14 protein-coding genes and 1 pseudogene are annotated in these 17,235 nt (G+C 37.5%); 12 read left to right on the top strand and 3 right to left on the bottom strand.

All coding sequences use genetic code 11. The features are described 5' to 3' along the window. Positions 1-209: 209 nt before the first annotated feature. The 5 genes and pseudogenes from spoVG (at position 210) to I5677_RS14580 (ending at position 7,738) form a co-directional block, all read left to right on the top strand. On the top strand, positions 210-497 hold the full coding sequence (gene spoVG, locus I5677_RS14560) for a septation regulator SpoVG (protein WP_197662370.1): 288 nt from the start codon (positions 210-212) through the stop codon (positions 495-497). A gap of 127 nt (positions 498-624) precedes the next feature. Further along, on the top strand, positions 625-1,614 hold the full coding sequence (locus I5677_RS14565) for a DUF4003 family protein (protein WP_197662371.1): 990 nt from the start codon (positions 625-627) through the stop codon (positions 1,612-1,614). Between the two features lie 105 nt (positions 1,615-1,719). Further along, positions 1,720-2,289 (top strand): annotated as a pseudogene (gene pth / locus I5677_RS14570) (aminoacyl-tRNA hydrolase); the annotation flags it as partial. Between the two features lie 394 nt (positions 2,290-2,683). Continuing rightward, the gene (gene mfd / locus I5677_RS14575; RefSeq protein WP_197662373.1) at positions 2,684-6,217 is read left to right on the top strand and encodes a transcription-repair coupling factor; all 3,534 of its coding nucleotides are present in this window, start codon (positions 2,684-2,686) and stop codon (positions 6,215-6,217) included. A gap of 96 nt (positions 6,218-6,313) precedes the next feature. Continuing rightward, positions 6,314-7,738: a peptidylprolyl isomerase gene (locus I5677_RS14580; RefSeq protein WP_197662374.1), complete on the top strand. Its 1,425-nt coding sequence runs from the start codon at positions 6,314-6,316 to the stop codon at positions 7,736-7,738. Between the two features lie 20 nt (positions 7,739-7,758). Here I5677_RS14580 and I5677_RS14585 read toward each other — a convergent pair whose 3' ends face one another. Beyond that, on the bottom strand, positions 7,759-8,304 hold the full coding sequence (locus I5677_RS14585) for a phosphatase PAP2 family protein (RefSeq protein ID WP_197662375.1): 546 nt from the start codon (positions 8,302-8,304) through the stop codon (positions 7,759-7,761). Between the two features lie 454 nt (positions 8,305-8,758). After that, a complete protein-coding gene (locus I5677_RS14590; protein ID WP_197662376.1) occupies positions 8,759-10,267 on the bottom strand; it encodes a DUF1846 domain-containing protein in 1,509 nt (502 codons plus the stop codon). Between the two features lie 463 nt (positions 10,268-10,730). Between I5677_RS14590 and I5677_RS14595 the strand changes: the two genes are divergently transcribed. From I5677_RS14595 to I5677_RS14605, 3 genes are all read left to right on the top strand, one after another. Beyond that, positions 10,731-11,297 carry an SOS response-associated peptidase gene (locus I5677_RS14595; protein WP_197662377.1) on the top strand — a complete coding sequence of 189 codons (567 nt, stop codon included), beginning with the start codon at positions 10,731-10,733 and terminating at the stop codon, positions 11,295-11,297. 332 nt (positions 11,298-11,629) lie between these two features. After that, positions 11,630-13,150: a helix-turn-helix domain-containing protein gene (locus I5677_RS14600; RefSeq protein ID WP_197662378.1), complete on the top strand. Its 1,521-nt coding sequence runs from the start codon at positions 11,630-11,632 to the stop codon at positions 13,148-13,150. A 29-nt stretch (positions 13,151-13,179) separates the two neighbouring features. Beyond that, positions 13,180-13,677 (top strand): GNAT family N-acetyltransferase, encoded by a 498-nt coding sequence (locus I5677_RS14605; protein ID WP_197662379.1) that lies wholly within the window; start codon positions 13,180-13,182, stop codon positions 13,675-13,677. 207 nt (positions 13,678-13,884) lie between these two features. On the opposite strand, the gene I5677_RS14610 is transcribed toward I5677_RS14605, so the two are convergent. Beyond that, positions 13,885-14,718, bottom strand: coding sequence for a class I SAM-dependent methyltransferase (locus I5677_RS14610; protein WP_197662380.1), 834 nt, complete (start codon positions 14,716-14,718; stop codon positions 13,885-13,887). A 680-nt stretch (positions 14,719-15,398) separates the two neighbouring features. Between I5677_RS14610 and I5677_RS14615 the strand changes: the two genes are divergently transcribed. The 4 genes from I5677_RS14615 to I5677_RS14630 all read left to right on the top strand — a co-directional run bounded on the left by I5677_RS14615 (position 15,399) and on the right by I5677_RS14630 (position 17,225). Beyond that, the gene (locus tag I5677_RS14615) at positions 15,399-15,575 is read left to right on the top strand and encodes a PF20097 family protein (protein WP_197662381.1); all 177 of its coding nucleotides are present in this window, start codon (positions 15,399-15,401) and stop codon (positions 15,573-15,575) included. 374 nt (positions 15,576-15,949) lie between these two features. Further along, a complete protein-coding gene (locus I5677_RS14620; protein ID WP_197662382.1) occupies positions 15,950-16,423 on the top strand; it encodes a GNAT family N-acetyltransferase in 474 nt (157 codons plus the stop codon). Positions 16,424-16,652: 229 nt separating this feature from the next. Beyond that, the gene (locus I5677_RS14625) at positions 16,653-16,862 is read left to right on the top strand and encodes a hypothetical protein (protein WP_197662384.1); all 210 of its coding nucleotides are present in this window, start codon (positions 16,653-16,655) and stop codon (positions 16,860-16,862) included. Positions 16,863-16,946: 84 nt separating this feature from the next. Beyond that, entirely contained in the window at positions 16,947-17,225 is a 279-nt protein-coding gene (locus I5677_RS14630) for a hypothetical protein (protein ID WP_197662385.1), read from the top strand. Positions 17,226-17,235: the final 10 nt, after the last annotated feature.

Genomic DNA, 17,235 nt, shown 5'->3' on the forward strand with positions numbered 1-17,235 from the left:
AAATTTTAACTATTTTTACATAAAAAATATTCACATTTCTGAATAATTATGGTATAATACCCTTAAAAGACAAATTATGGGTACATATGGAAGTGCAAAACAACTTAATATTACTCAAAGCAGTAACTGGGAAAAGGGAGATTAACTTTAGTTAAACATAACTTTTTCTTAAAAACTAACGATAAATTTGACAGAAGGGGGACCATGCCATGCAGATTACCGATGTACGCGTGCGTAAGGTGAGTAAGGAAGGCAAGATGAAGGCTGTTGTTTCAATTACGATTGATAACGAATTTGTAGTACATGATATCAAAGTAATTGAAGGTGACAAAGGCTTATTTATCGCTATGCCGAGCCGGAAAGCTGGGGATGGAGAGTATCGGGATATTGCTCATCCGATTAATTCGGATACAAGAGATAAAATCCAGAAAATCATCCTTGAAAAGTACGAAATCGCAGCTTTGGAAGCGGATGCAGAAGCAGATGCAGAGGAGTAGTGGGAAAAGCAGTAATAAAAAGACAAAAAAGGCAGCCAAGGCTGCCTTTTTTGTGTTGCCATACCTTACCATAAGGATTATAATAATAACGCACTTACATTGTTTTTTATGAAGGGGAGAACGTTTTATGAAGGGAAGCCTAAAGAATAAATGTGATTTATTTGCAGAAAATTATAAACAGTTATATAAAAGCTTTAAATGGAATTATACGTCAAGCGTAAGACTGGGTGCATTGCTTTATACGATGTCAGAAAGTAAGCTAGAGATTGATAGAATAAAAGAATGTAAAAGCTTCATTAAGAATAAAACAGGCGTATTCTCTCAATTTAAAGATACAACAAACTTTATTACTTCTGTTATGCTATCTTTGCAAGAGAATCCCGCAAAATTGATTGAGGAGGCTATTATTATCTATAAGGATATGAAGAAGGAAGGATTTCATTCTTCTCCATATCTGGTTCTGGCTGCTCTGTCAATTGCTATGGAAGCGGAAGATTATCAATATAATAATATTATTAAATCAGCGAAAAGCTTCTATGATGCAATGAAGAAGGAGCATCGCTTTATAACCTCCTCGGATGATTATGGTTTTGCTACCTTATTAGCGATGTCTGATATTTCAATAAATCAGGCAATCAGGGAGATGGAAAACTGTTACCGAATCTTAAAAGAGCATTTTTCCTATTCGAACTCCGTACAGGCATTATCCCATGTTCTCACCTTTAGTGAGGAAGATGCAGCGGTTAAGTGCAGACGTACAGTTGAGCTAAACAATGCTTTACATGCAAGAAAATGTAAATTTGGTTCCGGCATGCAGATATCCTTCTTAGGTGTAGTGGCACTTTTGAGCGAAGAAACCGGTAAACTTGCTGATGAGATCGCTGCAACAAATCAGTATCTAAAAAGTAAAAAGGGCTTTGGAGGTTGGTCCATATCGGCAAAGGAAAGGCTGATGTATGCGACAGCCTTGGTATGTGACGATTATCTGGCAGATCAAAAGCATAGTACAATGGAAATGACATTGGCGAATAATATTACGAATATTTTACTTGCGCAACAGATGGCAATGATAGCTGCCACATCGGCAGGAGCGGCAGCGGCAGCAGGAAGCAGTTAGATATATATTTTTTAATGGAATATGTAACAGTTCAATTATTACAGGTTGTTATAACCACTAGTTTCATCTACGACAGCAACAACCTTGAGAGAAAGGCATGATAAAATGTACATTATAATAGGATTAGGAAATCCGGGTGACAAATACCAGGCTACCAGACATAACATAGGATGGGACGCTATAACCCGAATATCAGACGATTACCGCATTCCGCTGGATTTTAAAAAACACAAGGCAATCTGTGGAAAGGGTTATATTGAAGGGGAAAAAGTAATTTTGGCTAAGCCTATGACTTATATGAATTTAAGTGGCGAAAGTGTCAGAGAACTGGTTGATTTTTATAAGGTTTCACCGGAGGAAATCATCGTAATATACGATGATATCAGCCTCGAGGTGGGACAGCTTCGGATTCGCAAAAAAGGGAGTGCAGGGGGGCATAATGGGATTAAAAGTATCATTCAACATATTGGTACACAGGATTTTCCCCGGATAAAAATCGGTGTCGGCGATAAGCCTAAGGATTGGGATCTTGCAGATTATGTATTGGGGAGATTTCCAAAGGAGGAGCAGGCGACCGTTCGGGATGCCCTTAAGGATACTTCCGATGCCTGTAGAATGATTATCACATCAGGTATTGATGCAGCCATGAATCAATATAATAAAAAGAAAGAAGAAACAAAGAAGGAAGATACTAAGAAGGTTGAATTAAAAAAGAGAGATATAAAGAATGATAGAGATAAGAATGATAAAGAGAGAAATAAGGACATCGGTATAGAGGACAAGAAGCCGACAGGTCATAAATCTCATATAGAAAAAATCAAGGAAATATTCAAATCTGCAAAGAATGAAGACAATAATAATATTTAATCTGTTAGGATCAAAAACAGATTTTTTCTTCATTAAATAGGAGTCAAAGACTATATTCGGATTTTAAAAAGCAATGATTGGAGCATATACAGCGCAGCACAAAGTGAATTAATATTCACGTATTACATTCTATACATGTTTATACATGCGATGTGCAATATCAGATAATTATTTTGTATATTTATAAGTAGGAGGTACACTTTTGAAAACCTTTACAGCTCCCCTGAAGGAGTTAAAAGAGTTTAATGACATCAGGGATAATATAAAATTGAAAACTCTGCCGGTACAGGTTACCGGCTGTATTGATTCACAAAAGTGCCATCTGATCCACGGACTAAGTGAAGATTTCCGTTTTAAAATCATAGTAACCTATAATGATCTTAAGGCGAAGGAAATCTATGAAGATTACCGGCTGTATGATAGGGAGGTGTTTCTCTATCCGGCTAAGGATATTATTTTTTATAGCGCAGATATTCACGGCAATGCCATCGTGCGGGACCGGTTACGGATTATGCGCCGCATTCTGGAGAAAAAGAATACCACAATTATCATAACCCTGGACGGTGGAATGGATCGCTTGTTGCCGCTTCAGATGATGAAGGACAGGATAATTACGGTTGATAGTAATTCGATTATAAAACTACAGGAGTTTAGTGCATCTTTAATTCATTTGGGCTATGAGAGACAGGCGCAGGTGGAAGCCCCTGGGGATTTTGCAATTCGGGGAGGTATTATTGACATCTTTCCTTTAACAGAAGAAGCTCCCTACCGGATTGAATTGTGGGGAGATGAGATAGATTCAATTAGAACCTTTGATGTCAGCAGCCAGCGTTCCATTGAACAGGTGGATCAGTTAATTCTTTATCCGGCTGCCGAGATTATCCCGGATGAAAAACGGATCAAGGCAGGACTTCGAAAAATCGAAGAGGAAGAAAAAGAATATGTAAAAAATCTTAGGAGTCAGTTTAAAACCGAGGAATCCGCAAGAATTCAACAAATCATCGCAGAGTTTAGGGAGAACTTAGAGGAATTTCACGGTTCCATCGCGATGGAGAGCTTTATCAGTTATTTTTATGACCATACCATGAGCTTCTTTGATTACTTTAATAATGAAGATGCCATCTTTTTTCTGGATGAGCCCGGCAGACTTGCGGAAAAGGGCGAAGCGGTGGAGACAGAATTTCGTGAGGGTATGATTGGGCGAATTGAAAAAGGCTATATCCTTCCGGGCCAGATGAATGTGATCTATGGCTATAAAGAGGCTATGGGTATTCTGGCGAAGAAAAATTCTGTTCTAATCAGTACCATGGAGGTTAAGAATAATTTCTTTAACCCAAAAAGAAAATATGATTTTACAGTGCAAACGGTTGCCTCTTATCATAAGAACTTTGATGTTTTGGTTAAGGATCTGGAACGATGGAAGAAAAATAAGTACCGGGTTATTCTTTTGTCCGGCTCCCGAACCCGAGCCATGCGTCTGAGTGAAGACCTTCGGGAATTTAACTTAAATGCTTTTTATACAGACGATATGGACCGTATCCTGCAGGACGGCGAAATTATGGTTACCTATGGAAACTTACGCAGGGGCTTCGAATACCCCATGATTAAGTTGGTTATTATATCGGAAAGTGATATCTTCGGTACGGAGAAGAGAAAGAAGCATAAGAAATCTACCTACGAAGGGAAAAAGATTCAGAATTTTACAGAGCTTACCCCCGGAGATTATGTTGTCCATGAAAATCATGGTCTGGGAATTTATCGAGGCATTGAAAAGATTGAAGTAGATAAGGTTACGAAGGATTATATTAAGATTGAATACGGCGGAGGAGGCGTGTTGTATATCCTGGCAACAGGCCTTGATGTGATTCAAAAATACTCCGGCCCCGACGGGCGAAAGCCAAAGCTGAATAAATTAAATTCTATAGAGTGGAAAAATACCAAGACTAAGGTAAAGGGTGCAGTAAAAGAGATTGCGAAAGAGCTGGTCGAGCTTTACGCACAAAGACAGCAGAAGGAGGGCTTCCAGTTCGGGCAGGATACTGTATGGCAAAAGGAGTTTGAAGAAGCATTTCCTTATGAAGAAACCGAGGACCAGTTAAGAGCGATCGAAGATACCAAACGGGATATGGAAAGCAAGAGAGTTATGGACCGGTTGGTTTGTGGAGATGTCGGTTATGGTAAAACCGAGATAGCGATACGGGCAGCTTTTAAAGCTGTTTCCGATGGGAAACAGGTGGTGGTATTGGTACCAACGACGATTCTGGCACAACAGCATTATAATACATTAGTACAAAGAATGATGGATTTTCCCGTGAGCATCGATGTGTTGTCCCGTTTTCGGACAGCCGCAGAGCAAAAGAAAACGTTGGAACGATTGAAAAAAGGAAGTCTGGATATTGTTGTCGGTACGCACCGGGTATTGTCCTCCGATGTGAAATTTAAAAATCTAGGACTCCTAATTGTGGATGAAGAGCAACGTTTTGGCGTAACTCACAAGGAAAAGATAAAACAGATGAAGAAGGATGTTGACGTTTTGACTTTGACAGCAACTCCAATTCCCAGAACACTTCATATGAGTCTGGTGGGAATCCGGGATATGAGTGTACTGGATGAGCCGCCGGTGGATCGGTTGCCGATACAGACCTATGTATTAGAGCATAATGAAGAGATTATTCGTGAAGCTGTCAGCAGGGAACTGGCGAGGGACGGACAGGTATACTATGTATATAACCGGGTAAACGGTATTGATGAAATTGCCAGTATGGTAGCACGACTTGTTCCGGAGGCGAATGTTGCTTTTGCCCACGGACAGATGCAGGAACGTACACTGGAAAAAATCATGTTTGATTTCATATCCGGTGAGATTGATGTGCTGGTTTCTACAACGATAATTGAAACCGGGTTAGATATCTCTAATGTAAATACGATAATTATTGACGATGCGGATCGGTTAGGACTATCCCAGCTCTATCAGCTCAGGGGACGGGTCGGACGGTCGAATAGGACGGCTTATGCATTCCTCATGTATAAGAGAGATAAAATGCTTAAAGAGATTGCAGAGAAGAGGCTCCATGCCATTAAGGAATTTACAGAGCTGGGTTCCGGTTTTAAGATTGCCATGAGAGATCTTGAGATTCGCGGTGCCGGTAACCTCTTAGGGGCTCAGCAGAGCGGTCATATGGAAGCGGTAGGATATGATCTGTATTGTAAGATGTTAACGGAAGCCGTAAAATCCATGAAAGGTGAATATTCGGAGGAAGAGACCTTTGAAACCACGGTGGATATGGATATGGATGCATTTATTCCGGCAACTTATATTCGAAATGAAGTACAGAAGCTGGATATCTATAAAAGGATTGCCGAAATTGAGAACGAGGAAGAGCTAATGGATATGCAGGAAGAACTCTTAGATCGGTTTGGTGATCTTCCCGGTGCGGTTAATAACCTGTTAAATATAGCTTTAATTAAATCCATCTGTCATAGTGTATATATCACCAATTTAATCCACAAGGAAAATGAAGTCAAACTTATTATGTATCCTAAGGCTAAGATTTCCATAGAGAAGATACCGGAGCTGATAGCGAAGTACCAAAAAAGTCTAAAGTTTGTTACGCAGGCTAATCCATATTTTATGTTTCAACTACCCAAGAATCCAAAAGGTAAGACAGATACGATAACGATATTTGAGTGCTTGAAGAAGTTATTGGAGGATTTTAGATTATTACGGAATGAGTAAGCAATAATAATTTACCTTGACAAGGTAGATAGGCCTTACTACAATTGGATTTAGGACATGTAGGTAAAGGGAAATTTGATTTATAAAGGGGTAACTATGATCAATTACAATACAAAAAAGAAAATAAATACAAGAGTGGTATTTATTCTTGTGGTATTATTTGCGATATCATTGCTTAGCGCCTGCAGAACAAAGGCGGATCGTTTTGAATTAACAAATTATATCGGGGAATCCATAAAAACCTTTGAGAAACGTACCAAAGCAGATCTTTTGGAAACGGGTACCGGCGTATATACCTTAGAGAATGCAATACAACTTATGGCTCCGCAAGATAACATTGCATCCATAACCTTATTAGCAGAGGCAGACGAGTATACCGTAGCAGGGATTACGATTGGAATGGAGAAAGCGGTTGCAGACCAACATCTGGCAGAGCGTTATGGTACAGAGGATGAGAGAACAATAGATTCCACAAATGAAGCAATCACTTATACGTATCTTAACAACGACAGCTCTTTATATGTTTCTTATGATATAGATACCGATACGGTAGTTGAAATATCCTATTATGATTTAAAAACTACGGATGGAAAAGACGAAAAGGTAGAGGATGTAAAAGCAGGTGAGATGATTGCTATTATCGGTAATATTCGTGTGTATTACAATGAAGCAATGGTTTATCTAAAGTCAGTACAGGAAAATTATGAAACAGAGTATGGTAAGGACATCTGGAAAGTAGACCTTTATGATAACGGGAATAGCTTTGGTAATCTTATAAAAGATGAAGTGATGAAACAGATTACCGAACTAAAAATTATCTGTGATAAAGCGGAAGAGTTTGGAATTGAGCTGGCAGAGGAAGAAATTGCGGATGCGAAAGCCTATGCAAGAGAACATTTTGAAGGAATGACCGATACAGATGTTGACCGTTATTATGTTACACAGGATCTGCTTGAGAAAGTGTATAGGGATAACCTACTGGCAGAAAAGGTGTTTGAGACCTTAACCATTAACGTTGATACTAAGGTTTCTGATTTGGAGGCAAGACAGATTACGGTACAGCATATTCTCATTTATGGAACCGATTTTGATGAGCAAGGCAATAAAATACCTCTGAGTGAGGAAGAAAGAAATGTTGCTCATGAAAAAGCCAGGACTTTACTTGATAGAGCGAAAGAAACCGAAGATTTTTATGCTTTAGCAGAAGAGAATTCACAGGCCGATCAAATTGAATTTACCTTTGGAAGGGGTAAAGGGCCAGAAGAATATAGTGATACCTTCGAACAGGCAGCCTTTACGTTAAAGACCGGAGAAGTAAGTGAGCTGATTTCAACGGATTATGGCTGGCATATTCTATACTGCGTTACAGATTTTAATGAAGATGAAACAATTCAGGTAAAAGAAAATATCATAGACCAGCGTCGTACACAAATGTTTGCGGAATTATTTGAACAATGGTCAGCGGAGTATGACGTAGTGGTTAACAGCGAAGCTTGGAACTCAGTATCCTTTGAGGATTAATAGGTCGTTCCGGACTTGGATTAGTGAAAATCATCAATGTAATTATAGATGGCTTCCACACCTATGATAACAAATGCAGCATTGAGCATACCGAGTACAATTCCTCCAAGGATATCAGAGGGATAATGAACAAATAGATGCAACCTTGAATAAGCGATGAAAGAAGCTATCATAAAGGTAAAGCCGCCAAGCTTACGGTGGTATTTAAAGATAACGGTTGCGGAAGTAAAACCTACCATAGTATGACCGGAGGGGAAGGAAAACGTATTTGGACGTGAGATGAGTAAAGGAACCTCGGGAAATGAGTTACAGGGCCGTATTCTGCCGATCAGTGGCTTTAATATATCATCACCAAAAAACATAGCCAATGAAATGGCACAGATTAAAGGAACACCGCATTTTTGATATTTTTTCTGTGACAATAATAGAAAGGCAATCAAAATCCATAGAAACCCTGCGTTACCAAGCTTGGTTATAAAAACCATGACCTGGTCAAACACAGGGTTTTTTAGATTCTCTTGTATAAAAATAAGAATATTATTATCAATACTTTGAATCAATTCCATAAGACGACCTAATGTACGATTATATCATTATGGGATAAACTGCACTTTTAATTTGCCAGTCACGGAGCAGGCTTAACGCTATGTTGCCACCCTACGACTGCTTGGCTTTCTTGTATGTAATTATATATGCAATACAGTTTACCAAAACAAATGAGACCATACACTTACTTTTTATATTATTATATTATATAAAAGAAAAAGGTATACCGTTAGATGAAAAAAGGGCTGTTTCCTAAGGAAAGGTTTAGTCTTAGGACAGTTCATAGCGATCCCCACACACACTCGTTGGAGTTCACCTTCATTGAATTGTCTGTCTAATACGTACATTATATGTTCAGACAGACAATTCAATAAATGTATTCTCCAAATAGTGCATTTAGGGGATCCTATGAGCTGTCCTACCCTAAACTTTCCTTGGAAACAGCCCCTGTACATTTATGTCTACGGTAACTCTTTATACATAATATAAATTTTCTGATGGATAAACAGCATCACAGGTTACATCAATACCAAGCTTTCTTAAAATCTGTTCATCACTTTTATTCAACATAGCCGTACAGTGTGCCTGAACACCCTTTAGCATGGAAAGTTTTTCGTAAGCTAATTGAGCGGTAGGATTCGTTACAGCGCAGATACTAAGAGCAATTAATATTTCACTGGCATTCAGACAGGTAATCTTACTGTTCAAATCTTTTTCCTTCAAATCACGGATGGTACTTAAAATTAGCGGAGATAGAAGATAGATATCATCACTGATTCCGGCTAAGTATTTAATTGAATTAAGTAAAGCAGCAGAACAGCAATCCATGGTAGCGGAACCTTTGCCGGTGATGATTGTGCCGTCGTTCATTTCAAAAGCAATCACTGCAACAGATTCGCTGTCATTGTTATTCATTTCTTTTAATTTTGCAGCATAGTCTCTGGCAGGTAGTACACAGTATCGATCCTCTTGTTTTAGTTCTACCTCTTCCATAATCACTTTCATGCGGTTTAAGGATTCCTCATCTAAGAGACCTTTTTTAAAGTCACAGGCAGTTGCAAAATACCTGCGAATAATCTCCTGTCTGGAAGCTTCGGAAACCACAGCGTCATCTGTGATACCAAATCCGACACGGTTTACACCCATATCCGTCGGAGACTGATATACAGATTCTTTACCTGTGATTTTTTCAATGATTCTTTTAATAACCGGGAACATCTCCAGATCTCTGTTATAATTTACCGTAACCTCATGATATTTTTCAAAATGGAAATTATCGATCATATTCACATCTTTTAAGTCAATGGTTGCTGCTTCATATGCAATATTAACCGGATGCTTTAACGGAAGATTCCATACGGGGAAGGTTTCGAATTTAGAATAGCCGGCAGCATTACCCATCTGGTACTCATGATAAAGCTGGTTTAGACAGGTTGCCAGCTTTCCGCTGTTAGGGCCCGGAGCCGTTACAACGACGATGGGTTTGGTAGTGGTTATATAAGGGTTAATGCCATATCCATTTTCACTAACGATGGTATCTACATCTGCGGGATAACCGGGTATGGCTGAGTGCTTGTACACTTTAATGTTACGACGTTCTAATTTATTAATGAATACTGTGGTTGCAGGTTGTTTGTTATATCTGGTAATTACGACGCTGTTCACTTCCAAGCCATAGCTTCTGAAGTCATCCAATAAACGCAGAACCTCCATGTCATAGGTGATGCCAAAATCCCCACGAATCTTATTACGTTCGATGTCGCCGGCATATACACAGATAATAATTTCTGCCTGATCCTTTAATTTTTGAAGCAATTTGATTTTTGCGTCTTCATCAAATCCGGGTAACACACGCTTGGCATGTTTATCACCAATTAATTTCCCGCCGAATTCCAGATATAGTTTGTCATAATTATTTACCCGTTCCAATATAAATTTTGATTGCTCCTCAATATACTTTTGTGGATCAAAACCGGTTTTCATGTGGTATCCTCCTTTAAATACATATAAGTATGGTATCGGCTGCTTTGCCTGATTTTTTAATAGATTAACACTTGATTTATTTTCGCTTTTTTTATGTATTTTCATACTTGGTATTTTTACACCATACTCTATCATAAACAAAAATAGCAAAATGTCAAATGTCTTTTTATGATTTTACGAACTTATTTTATATAATAAGTATCTCATTGATTATTATCGTTTATGATTAGAATAACAATATACTTTCATTATAGCATAGATTGGAGGTGAATGATGCCTTCCTCATTGTAATAAAATTAGCCACATGGTAAAATAAGGAGTATAGAAACATACAAGCAAACTAATGACTAAAAATATCAATCGCTCTATCATAAATTGCATTGAGGTTTTATGCCTTTTGTAAAAGTATACTAGCTAATTGATAAGGATATAAAGAAAATAAAGGCATAAGGAGGGATTTATTATGTGTGGAAGATATAATTTTACCGTTGAGCAAAGCGATGAAATCAGAGAAATTCTGGAGAAGTTGAATGCTAAAATTCACGGAAAGGAAGCAAGAACAGGAGAGGTATTTCCCACCAATTTGGCGCCGCTCTTAATTGAAGAAGAGAAAAAGGTGGAACCGGCTTTAAGTACATGGGGATTCCCAAAATATCAGCAAAAAGGAGTCATAATAAACGCCAGATCCGAGACTGCCCTTGAGAAAAGGACTTTCCGGGGTAGCTTGTTAAACAGAAGATGTATTATTCCCTCCACCGGTTTTTATGAATGGGACAGTAGTAAGCAAAAGTTTTTATTCCGACAGGAAGGAACCAATGCACTTTATATGGCTGGGCTGTATTCGTACTATCAGGAGGAGATGCGCTTTGTTATCTTAACGACCGACGCTAATGAATCCATAAAAGAGGTTCACAATCGTATGCCCTTGGTCATCCCAAAGAATGAGATTGAAACCTGGATTATGGATAACAGTGCAGCGAATGAAATTCTTCACAGAGTACCCCCAATGCTGATTAAGGAAGCAGTATAAATGTGATTTCGTAGTGCCGCTTGAAATAGATATATTATTTTGAGCGGTATTATTATCTTATTGAATAACTCGTTCTATACGATAAAAATGATTCCTTATTGTGAACTAAGGACGTATTCGGATGTTTATTCATGCGAAAGTCAATTATCACTTTATGAACGCGTTCAGCGCCGGATCGAGTCAGGTCGCGATTCTTGTTCCTATGATTAGATATTATGTTCATACAATTATCTACCTTATCATTAACAAGGTCAAAAAAGTCGAGTTCTTTTCATACGATATGCTATAATGAGAATATCTTCCGGAAGAAGTAAAAAAGTGGTGGTGAAAGAATGGATTATTCATTTTTTATATGGTCAACAGCAACCTTTATTGAGTCAAGGTTAAAGGACACAATCGATTATCATGAGCTTGAGGCTACGGTGGGATTTTCCTACCGTCATATTAGGGAAACATTTAAGGAGTGTACAGGAGTTTCTTTATCAAGGTATATACTGTCCCGTAAAATAGCAAACTCTGCTTTCGATATTTTTCATACGGATAGAAGCCTTACACAGATTGCCTCAGATTATATGTTTAACAGCTATGATACCTTTACCAGGGCATTTAAAAGACATCTTAATTATATTCCTTCGCAGTTAAGGAATCCATCCTGTAAGCTTCGGGTGGGAAGAAAGAGAATCTTAATTGGGATGTATGCACCGTCGATTATAAAAGAGGAGAATAGTTCACTTTTACCGGAACAGATTCTGGAGGTAAATCAATCAATGAATAATATTCAAAAAACTGAACAAAGCTGTATCCTCTACGGTGTGCCTAAGGTAGCCTATACCTTTGAGGAATGTACCCCATTTTGTGTAGCACTAAAAGCCTGTCTTAATTATATGGGTCAGCAGATAGATTATAGCTATATAATGGCTGCAACCGGCGCGGCATTTCGTCTCAGATGGAATAGGAACGAGTGGGACGGAGGAAACGTTGATATCATGAACGTGTATGAAGACGAGTATGAAGCGTTTCGAAGGGGCTTTCAGGCAGCAGGTCGGTCCTATCGGATATTGAAACGGGTTGACTCAAGTAAAGAAGAGTTTATTCGCTTTATCAAAGCAGAAATTGATGAGGGAAGGCCTGTCCTAGCTCTTGGTATTATCGGACCACCGGAGGCCTGCCTTATTACAGGGTATCAGGATAACGGTGAGACTTTACTGGGCTGGAATTGTTTTCAGGAGAATCAGGAATTTGCAAAGAACATTTCCTTTAACGAGGCAGGATATTTTATTACAAATTCCTGGTGGGAAAATGAATGTACGCTGGCAGTTATGTCGATAGGGGAAAAGCAGGAACAACAAGCGAATCCGAAGAAACTTCTTGCAGATGCCATTGATCTATTAACCAAGGAGAACTTAACTCTAAAGGGTGATAATGGTAAGATCAGGGAAATGGCCGGAGGACAGAAGGCGTATGATGCCTGGGCTAAAGCAGTAGGGGATGATAAAGAATTCCCAGTGAATGCAGTACTGCCTATTCTATATGAAAGAATCATGTGTCAAAACGATGCTCAGGTCATGGTAGGAGAAGGCCGTTCTTACGCCGCCGTTTTCTTAGAGTGGATTGGAAAAGATAATGATAAAGTAGCGGATCTTTGTATGCAGGCTGCAAGATACTTTCGGTTGGCGGCAGAATGCACCTTTCAAATGAATGACCCTAAGGGCGGTTTTATGCAGGATGAGAACACTACTAAGACATTTGCAAAGCCGGAGGTAAGAAAGCAAATCGTAGCACTTATCTATAAGGCGAAGGATTATGAAGCAAAAGCCTGTGAGTTGTTAAAGCAGATTGCAGATAAATTGTAAGCCGATTCATTAAGAACAGGGAGGTTGCTATGATAACTTATAAGAATCTGAATTTTGATGAGTTTAAGGAAGAAGATATAGAGATATTAACACCTATCATGACAAGAGCATTTGATGAAGATTCAAGAATTCATCTGAATGAGCCAAAGGGCGGACCGGAGGGGTATAATACAGGAGTGTTTTTGAGAAAATACGGTCTTGATAGAAAATCCGATGCCTATAAGATATCCTCACAAGAGGGTGTTATTGGAGGATTAATTGTTTGGATTAATAAGGTCACCGGAATTAATTATCTCGGATGTATCTTTTTAGATGTAACATGTCAAAATAAAGGATACGGTAAAAGAGTATGGGATTTTGTTGAACAGAGATATCCCGATACGAAAAAGTGGTGCACCGAAACACCGGCCTTCTCAAGGAGAAACCACAATTTTTATATTAATAAATGTGGCTTTCATGTTGTGCGAATTGAGAATCCGAAGGATAGGAAAGAGGCTAGTTTTAAGATGGAGAAGGTTATGAGATAAAAATGATACGGTATTAAAAAGGATATGACTTATAAAAGGAACAAATAGTATAAAGTTGTTAAGTAATCTATAAACTACAATGTAATATAACATACAATATAATTCTATAGAAGAAGGTAGGAATGGTGTACACGGTTCTTGATGATAGCTCCATATCCTACCTTCTTTTTGCTCTCTTTGGTGTTAAAGGTAGCAGGTTTTACAGTTTTACTTTCTGGCTACAGCACAGATTGTTTGACCGGCATCGGAGTAGGCTTCTCCGGCTACACCTCCAAAGAAATCTACTGTTTGAAAGCCTGCCCCATACAGATCGTTTCGCAACTCTTCCGTCGTAAAGGCATGATTCCAGATGTTATAACAATTTATGCAATCCTTTTCAATAATAATATATTGATCAACATAGGAACTGCTCTTATCATAACGGTAAACGGAGCTTATACAAGCATGGGGGCGGTTACTCCAGAAACCGCTGTCAGAATAATTCCAAGAGGTGGTTTCTTTTATGCCTTCATAGTATTTCATAGACAAGGTATCTACGATAAATAGTCCGCCCGGCTTCAAAGCTTTCTGGATTTTGAGCAACAGCTTTTCCCTATCTTGTGGTGCTAATACACCAAAATCATGATAAATCAGTGTAACCACATCAAACTCATTGTTATACACGATATCCAGATAATTTTGACAGTGATAGTTGATTTGTAGCCTCTTACTGGAAGAACTTTGCTTCGCATACTGTATGGAACGAGAGGATAGATCGACACCGGTTACCTGAAAACCTTTTTCAGTAAAAAGCTCGGCATAGATTCCGGGACCACATCCCAGATCCAATAGCGCCTTGTTTTCCATGTGTTTTGTGATATCCGAAATCCAGTCCACTGAACTGCGGACATAGGTATGCTTTCTTGTGGCAGGCTCCCAATCTGGGTTTAGATGTGCTTCCAGCATACCCTTAGAGATATGCTCATCATCCCAGAACTTTGATGTACTGGGAGCATAAAATTCAGGCTTCTGACTTAGATAATGTAATAATAATTCATTCATTTTTTAGATCCCCTTTCAATAGGTGTTTATTGTTTGTTTGAAGAAAAATCATTTTGTAGTATTACGTATGGCTTATACATACTTTTATAGATTATAACTAAGGTAGTTTCGTAGGGTACGTATACTGAATGTGTTTTGCTACTTCATGATTCGTAGCTATTCATAGTTGTGACGATACAGATAGAATAAGTTTTATATGCGTTTATCACGCACATAAAAAAGCTGTGGATTATTCCACAGCTTAAATACATAATTGGCAGTAAGTGTTGTGGAATTGATTGTATAAAACATAATCGTATAGGAAATAGACCGTAGTATTACTACAGTTTTGGTTCCCTTATAGAACAACAAGTAAAAATCACGTTATGTTGTTCACAAGATGAATTGGCAAACGCCAACCTCTTGTCATGATTTATGTTTTATCATCTTTTCCATAGCACACCTACATCACTGATTGTGTAATGTCAAATGTGTCGGATTACAACACTCCTTTTCGTATCGTCACAATTGTATTATAATGGGAATTTATTCGAATGTCAATGAGTACCTAGATATCTGTAGTATAACGGATGTAAAATCTCTATATCAGTAATATAGAATGAAGCAAATGAAGCAGATAACATGCAGCTTAATCCTTAAGAATATAGTGTTATGTGAAAACTATTAGGTGAGGTGTAACTATGGAATGTCCTTATTGTAAAAAAACTAATATTGATTATGGATTTATCAGAGGTGGTTATCGTACATATTTTTTCTCTGATGAAGACAAGGGTAAGTTGTGTAAGAATCCAATTCCGATTAAGGCATATCTATGTAAAGAGTGTGGTATGGTTATTTTAAAGAAAGAAATAAAGTAAATACTTTAACTAACGTTAATAAAAGTTACATATGGTAGTTAAGTTATTGAATTGATGGAGCTAAAAGTTTGAAATAAACAATCTTTGGCTCTGTTTTTTTAGTATATTGTGGGTTTATAAAAATTTACAAGGAATAATATGGCAATGTTGTTTTGCTTATATTATAATGTAAAATAAAGAAATAAGTGAATGATAATGGATTACTAATTATAGCAATAATGGGAAGTTGGGGACATGTACAGAAAAATTATTGTTAAGTGAAAATCATACATTTTGATAAGGAGAAAAGTTATATGTTTTTTAATATACGTTAGATCCCTTTAAAGTATCTTTGTGTATAAAGAATAATTTAATTTGTGAATTTAGGAGAAATTATGGCTGATAATGAAAAATATGTAGTAACAGAATATAATAAACGGGATTTAAATAGTTTGCTTGAGTTTTTTGAAAGATGTCTTCCGGAATCGGGAAGAATATTTGATCCGAAAGGAGTACATAAAAGTTTACTTAATGTAGAAAAGGCCTATGAATATTTTATATGCTTAAAAGAGCAAGAAAGCGGACAAATTATTGGAACGTGCGCATTGAAGAAGATTGATGATATGAAATGTGAATTGAAGTGCGTATATTTATATAAGAAGTATCATGGTATGGGTTTGGGTACGAGAATTAGTCAATTAACCCTTGATAGGGCAAAGGAACAAGGATATCGGGAAGTATACTTAGATACAATAAGTGAAACAAGTGGTAGAGCAATAAAGATGTATGAACGTCTCGGATTTATTAACGTTGAAAAGTATCATGATACAGTTAAATCTGATGTATTCATGAAGTTAATTCTAAAATAGCTTGTTTTATGTTTGAATTTCTTATTATATTTATTAGCAACTATAGTTAAAGAAATACTGATACAACAGGAAATAGTTTTGGCTATCATAGTAACCCTAGTAATCAAATATAAGGGTATACCATACGCAGAAGTTTTCTCAAAGTAAATTAAGCTATTTATGAAAAATAAAATAAAAATAGCAATTAGTGAGATGAATGATAAATTAAATCAGCCTTGAAGAGATTGGGTTGAAATATGAATTAACGAATGAAGCAATTATTATTTACTGTGACGTTTATTCCAGTTTATGTATTGGGTGGAAGTATTTATGTAATGCCTGTAAGAAGGCAGAAGAATTACACGGGAAGGAAAGAGTAATTATGTTTGGCTACAGGCTGGTAGAGAGGTATAAATTTGCAGAAACGTCTGAGGAAAGGGCTTTGCTGATATCTTCATAAAATTTATGAAATGGATGTGTTTTGAAATTCCCGTCAACAAAGCGATAATTCAGAAATAGAAATTGTATAAAGTGAGGTAAAAAAATGAGTTATGCTTATGAAGAGCCAGGATATATTAAAATCTGTGGATATATTAAAAAACCAGCAAGTAATTACTATCACTTTACATGCCCCAAGTGCAAGGTGGACTTGAGGCTTGGAACTGATGGGGGAAGATATGGTAATATCGGGGAATTTACATGCCAAAGCTGCGGATCAAAGTATTATGCGACAGACGATGATTGTAACCCCAATTCACCATTACATATTTTCGAAAATAATCAGAAATTATTTGACTTACAAAAGGAACACATTTTAGATTAAGCCAAATTCC

The organism is Mobilitalea sibirica (assembly GCF_015999265.1).
GTDB classification, from domain to species: Bacteria; Bacillota; Clostridia; order Lachnospirales; family Lachnospiraceae; genus Mobilitalea; species Mobilitalea sibirica.

Coding starts and splice junctions, on each gene's coding strand:
- I5677_RS14600 (WP_197662378.1), top strand. CDS start 11,630: ATGGATTATTCATTTTTTATATGGTCAACAGCAACCTTTATTGAGTCA.
- I5677_RS14605 (WP_197662379.1), top strand. CDS start 13,180: ATGATAACTTATAAGAATCTGAATTTTGATGAGTTTAAGGAAGAAGAT.
- I5677_RS14580 (WP_197662374.1), top strand. CDS start 6,314: ATGATCAATTACAATACAAAAAAGAAAATAAATACAAGAGTGGTATTT.
- I5677_RS14590 (WP_197662376.1), bottom strand. CDS start 10,267: ATGAAAACCGGTTTTGATCCACAAAAGTATATTGAGGAGCAATCAAAA.
- I5677_RS14565 (WP_197662371.1), top strand. CDS start 625: ATGAAGGGAAGCCTAAAGAATAAATGTGATTTATTTGCAGAAAATTAT.
- I5677_RS14595 (WP_197662377.1), top strand. CDS start 10,731: ATGTGTGGAAGATATAATTTTACCGTTGAGCAAAGCGATGAAATCAGA.
- spoVG (WP_197662370.1), top strand. CDS start 210: ATGCAGATTACCGATGTACGCGTGCGTAAGGTGAGTAAGGAAGGCAAG.
- I5677_RS14585 (WP_197662375.1), bottom strand. CDS start 8,304: ATGGAATTGATTCAAAGTATTGATAATAATATTCTTATTTTTATACAA.
- I5677_RS14620 (WP_197662382.1), top strand. CDS start 15,950: ATGGCTGATAATGAAAAATATGTAGTAACAGAATATAATAAACGGGAT.
- I5677_RS14615 (WP_197662381.1), top strand. CDS start 15,399: ATGGAATGTCCTTATTGTAAAAAAACTAATATTGATTATGGATTTATC.
- I5677_RS14630 (WP_197662385.1), top strand. CDS start 16,947: ATGAGTTATGCTTATGAAGAGCCAGGATATATTAAAATCTGTGGATAT.
- I5677_RS14610 (WP_197662380.1), bottom strand. CDS start 14,718: ATGAATGAATTATTATTACATTATCTAAGTCAGAAGCCTGAATTTTAT.